This is a genomic window from Kitasatospora sp. NPDC091257 (assembly GCF_044757675.1).
GTDB lineage: Bacteria > Actinomycetota > Actinomycetes > Streptomycetales > Streptomycetaceae > Kitasatospora > Kitasatospora lactacystinica.
In genome coordinates this window covers 1-4,050 of sequence record NZ_JBIVVI010000862.1, presented here as the reverse complement: position 1 = coordinate 4,050, position 4,050 = coordinate 1, and the positions used below count along the sequence as shown (strand labels likewise).

At 74.3% G+C, this 4,050-nt stretch carries 5 protein-coding genes; all 5 read left to right on the top strand.

Annotated features, from left to right (window positions below; translation table 11 throughout):
* The coding region (locus ACIQOV_RS30980; protein ID WP_401053943.1) for a DegT/DnrJ/EryC1/StrS family aminotransferase at positions 1-1,100 on the top strand (1,100 nt) is incomplete at its 5' end.
* 70 nt (positions 1,101-1,170) lie between these two features.
* Entirely contained in the window at positions 1,171-1,941 is a 771-nt protein-coding gene (locus tag ACIQOV_RS30975; protein ID WP_331768700.1) for a thymidylate kinase, read from the top strand.
* A complete protein-coding gene (locus ACIQOV_RS30970) occupies positions 1,938-2,660 on the top strand; it encodes an HAD family phosphatase (RefSeq protein ID WP_331768853.1) in 723 nt (240 codons plus the stop codon). The genes ACIQOV_RS30975 and ACIQOV_RS30970 overlap by 4 nt, the downstream gene beginning before the upstream one ends.
* 32 nt (positions 2,661-2,692) lie before the next feature.
* Positions 2,693-3,658: a phosphoribosylaminoimidazolesuccinocarboxamide synthase gene (locus tag ACIQOV_RS30965; protein ID WP_401053941.1), complete on the top strand. Its 966-nt coding sequence runs from the start codon at positions 2,693-2,695 to the stop codon at positions 3,656-3,658.
* A 97-nt stretch (positions 3,659-3,755) separates the two neighbouring features.
* Positions 3,756-4,013: a hypothetical protein gene (locus tag ACIQOV_RS30960; protein ID WP_401053940.1), complete on the top strand. Its 258-nt coding sequence runs from the start codon at positions 3,756-3,758 to the stop codon at positions 4,011-4,013.
* The last annotated feature ends 37 nt before the right edge of the window (positions 4,014-4,050 follow it).

Below are 4,050 nucleotides of genomic sequence, written 5' to 3'. Positions count from 1 at the left end.
CCCCGCTGCCCGCGGCGGACGCCCTCGGTGCCGGGGTACGGGAGGCGCTGACCCACATGCCCGACCCGGCCCACGCCGAGTGCGCCGACGCGTTCGAGCGCGACCTGAGCGGCGTGTTCGGCACCCGGTACGCGGTCGCGGTGAACTCCGGGACCGCCGCGCTGCACGCCGCGCTGTTCGCGGCTGGCATCCAGCCCGGCGACGAGGTCCTGGTGCCGGCGCTCACCGTGATCATGACCGCCGCCCCCGTCGTCCAGCTCGGTGCCACCCCGGTGTTCGTCGACAGCGACCCCGCCACGCTCGATATGGACTACGCGGACGCCGCCGCCAAGGTCACGGACAGGACCAGGGCGATTGTCCCAGTGCACCTGTGGGGGCGGATGGGCGACCCGGCCACGCTGGCCGCCTTCGCCTCCCGCCACAACCTGGCCGTGGTGGAGGACGCCGCCCAGGCCGCCGGGACCTCACGCGCCGGCATCGCGGCCGGCACCGGCGGCATCGCCGGGTGCTTCAGCATGAAGGACGGCAAGATCCTCTGGAGCGGGGAAGGCGGCTTCGTCGTGACCGACGATGCCGACCTGGCCGCCCGGGCCCGGGCCTTTCGCGGGCACTGGCTCACACCACCGCCCGGCGGCCGCCCCCAGCAGCAACTCGCCGTCAACGCCCGCCTGGCCGAGCCCCTCGCCGCCCTCGCCCACGCCAACCTGCACCGCCTCCCGGCCCTGCTGGAACGCCGCCGCGCCCAAAGCGCGTACCTGCTGCACGCCCTGGCCGGCGCCCGCGGCCTCATCCCGATCCGCCCGGCCACCGACGAGACGTGGAACCACTACTCCCCGCTCCTGGCGATCGGCCTGCCGCGCCCGCGCGCGTTCGCCGAGCACCTCGCCCAGCGCGGCGTGCCGAACTCCACTGGCACCTTCCGTCTGGTCCCGTGCGACACGCGCCCGATGTTCGCTGGCGGCGCCCGGCCGCCGTGCCGCGGCGCCGCCCAGATCCTGGAGCGCACCCTGGCCGTCGTCTTGACCGACCGCGACGACGAAGCGGTCCTCGACCGCTACGCCACCGTCATCACCCGCGCGAGCTCCGAGTGGAGCGGCTGACCGCACACCCCGAAGCCCGGGCCGCCGCACCCGCTGCGGCGGCCCGCCCTCTCCGATAGGACATCGCAGCATGACCACCACACCGCGCCGAAGGCGCTGCCGCCGCGGCCCGCTGATCTCCGCCGAGGGCCTCAACGGTGTCGGCAAGACCTACCTCACCAACCGCGCCGTCGAAGCCCTCGACGGCAAGCCGGTGATGCTGGACGAGTTCTCCCAACGCGCCGGCGGCCGCCCCGGCCTGGGCGAGGCGCTGCTGCAGGCGCTGCGCCAGGCCAGCATCGGCGACCCGTTCCTGCGCGGCGGCACCCCGATGGCCGAGGCCCTGCTCCTCATGGCCATCAAACGCCACGACCTGGACACCGTCCTGCCCGACCTGACGCGAGGTCAGGCCGTCGTGGAGGGCCGCAGCGTCGACACCACCGCCGTGTGCCAGGCCCTGCTCCTGCACCCCGACGACCCGGACGCCGCCCTGCACACCGCCACGGACCTGCTCCACCTCGCCGCCTCCTGGCGGCCGCTGCCCGACCTCACCATCCTCGTCACCGACGACCCCACCGAAGCGCTCAAGCGTGCCCAGCAGCGCGACCGGCTCACGTTCACCGAAGAGCAGGCCCGGTTCATGAGCGAGGCGTCCGCGCTCTTCGAACGGCTCGCCGCCACCGACCCCGTCCGTTACCGCATCGTGGACCGCCGCCACGTCGACGAGTACGAAGCCGCCGACCGAATCCGCACCTGGATCCGCGACAGCGGCGGAGACCTGGACTGCCTGACCGCACCCTGGCAGGGCTCCGGAGCCGCCTGCCTGTGCTGCGGCCGGTGCGCCACCGAGGCCGCGGCATGAGCACGGGCAGCCGCCAGCCGCCGTCCTGCCCGGGCGGGCGCGGCTGCGTGCCCGCACTCGACGAGGGCATCGGCGCCCTGATCCTCGACTTCGACGGCACCCTCGCCGACACCCGCCAGGGACACGAGGACGCGCTGCGCGCCGCCCTGCAGCCCTACGGTGTCGCCCTCTATGCCGCCTGGTATGCCCGGCACATCGGGCTGTCCATCCGCGACCTGCTGGCGGTGCTGCCCGGCGGCCGGGCGCTGCCCCACGACGAGGTCATCGCCCGTAGCCGCGCCCACCTCTTGGCCGAGGTCCACACGATCACGCCCATCGCGTGCACTGTGGAACTCCTGCGGCGAGCCCGGGCCGCCCGCCTGCCGTGCGCCGTGGCCTCCGGCGCCAGCCGGCAGCTCGTCGGCCCCGGGCTCGACGCACTGGGCCTGCGCGGCGTCCTCGCGGCCGTCGTCGCCCGCGAGGACGCCGCCCACGGCAAGCCGGACCCGGAGCTGTTCCTCACCGCCGCCCGCCGGCTGGGCATCACGCCGGAGCGCTGCCTGGCCGTCGACGACGCGCCCGACGGCGTCGCCGCCGCCCGCGCGGCGGGCATGCGGGTACTCACCATGGCTGGCGCCCACCTCGCCCCGGTGAGCAGCGCCCCGGCCGGACCCCAGGCTCCCGCCGCCCGGCCCGCCGACATCCCGGGGCCGCGCCCGGTCCACGACCCGATCCGATGACGGCACCCATGCCGTCCGACCCGAGGAGCACCGTGCCCGTTCTGCACTCGACCAAGCGGACGACCGTCCTGCGCCCGCCGACCGCCACCCGCGAGGGCGTCGGCGAGTTCGAGTACACCGACCGCTACAGCGTCTTCCACTACGGCCCGATGCCGGATGCGATCCCCGGCAAGGGCGAAGCGGCCTGCCGGATGGCCGTCTTCAACTTCGCGCTGCTGGAGGAGGCCGGCGTGCGCACGCACTTCCGGCGCCAGAGCACCCCGAACCGGATCGAGTTCAGCCTCGCCCGGCTCCCGGAGACGCTCGACCACCCGCCCACCCCGCAGTCGGGCAACTACCTCCTGCCGCTGCAGGTCCTCTTCCGCAACGAACTCCCGCCCGGCAGCTCCGTCCACCGGCGCCTGGCCTCCGGCGACCTGAGCCCGGCCGACCTCGGCCTCGACGCGGTCCCCGCCGTCGGCGAACGGCTCCCGCAGCCGACCATCGAGTACGCCACCACCCGCGAGCCGGTCAACCGCTTCCTGACCCGCGCCGACGCCCAGCGCCTCTCCGGCCTCGACGACCGCCTCTTCCGTGTCCTACGCGAGAGCACCATCGCGGTCAACGGCGTGCTGAGCGACCACGCGGCCGGCGTCGGGCTGAACCACTGCGACGGCAAGACCGAGTTCCTGGTGACGGGCAACCAGGAACTGCTGCTCGCGGACAGCCCCGGCACCCCGGACGAGAGCCGCCTGATGTTCGACGGCGTGCACTGCGGCAAGCAGATCCTGCGCGACTGGTACGTGCGCTCCGGCAACGAGGTGCCCGTCGGCCGGCTGATCGCCGACGGCGTCCCCCGCCGCCAATGGCCCCAGCCCGCCTCGCTGCCGCCCGCGTTCGTCCCCGCGATGACCAACCTGTACCAGGCGCTGTGCGAGAGGTGGACGGGCGAACACCACTGGAACGCGCCCAGCCTGGAGGCCGCGACCCGGGCCGTGCGGGCCCTCACCGAAGAGTGAACGGACACCAGGGCGGCACCTACGCGGGCATGCTCGTCCCGGCGCGGCACCGCGCCCGGCACACGACGGCCGAAGAACTCGAGGAAACGGTGGACACATGGCCCTGACCGGGGACCCGGACTTTCGGGCGACGACGTTCATCATCGTCGACTTCGAGACGACCACCCCCACCGGCCGCCCGGCCCAGCCCATCGAGGTTGCGGCCCTGGCCCTACGCCTACACAACGGCACCTGGCAGGAGAGGGGCCGCAGCACCTCCCTGATCCGCCCGCCCGCGTTCGCACCGGTCACACCCGCCGACACCGCCCAGACCGGCCTGACCGCCGACCAGCTCGCCAACGCCCCGGATTCGTAGGGCAGTTCCATGGCGTCGGCGTGGACAAACTCAAGGC

Excerpts from the sequence above, each read along its gene's own strand:
- ACIQOV_RS30975 (WP_331768700.1), top strand. The coding sequence starts at position 1,171 with ATGACCACCACACCGCGCCGAAGGCGCTGCCGCCGCGGCCCGCTGATC.
- ACIQOV_RS30970 (WP_331768853.1), top strand. The coding sequence starts at position 1,938 with ATGAGCACGGGCAGCCGCCAGCCGCCGTCCTGCCCGGGCGGGCGCGGC.
- ACIQOV_RS30960 (WP_401053940.1), top strand. The coding sequence starts at position 3,756 with ATGGCCCTGACCGGGGACCCGGACTTTCGGGCGACGACGTTCATCATC.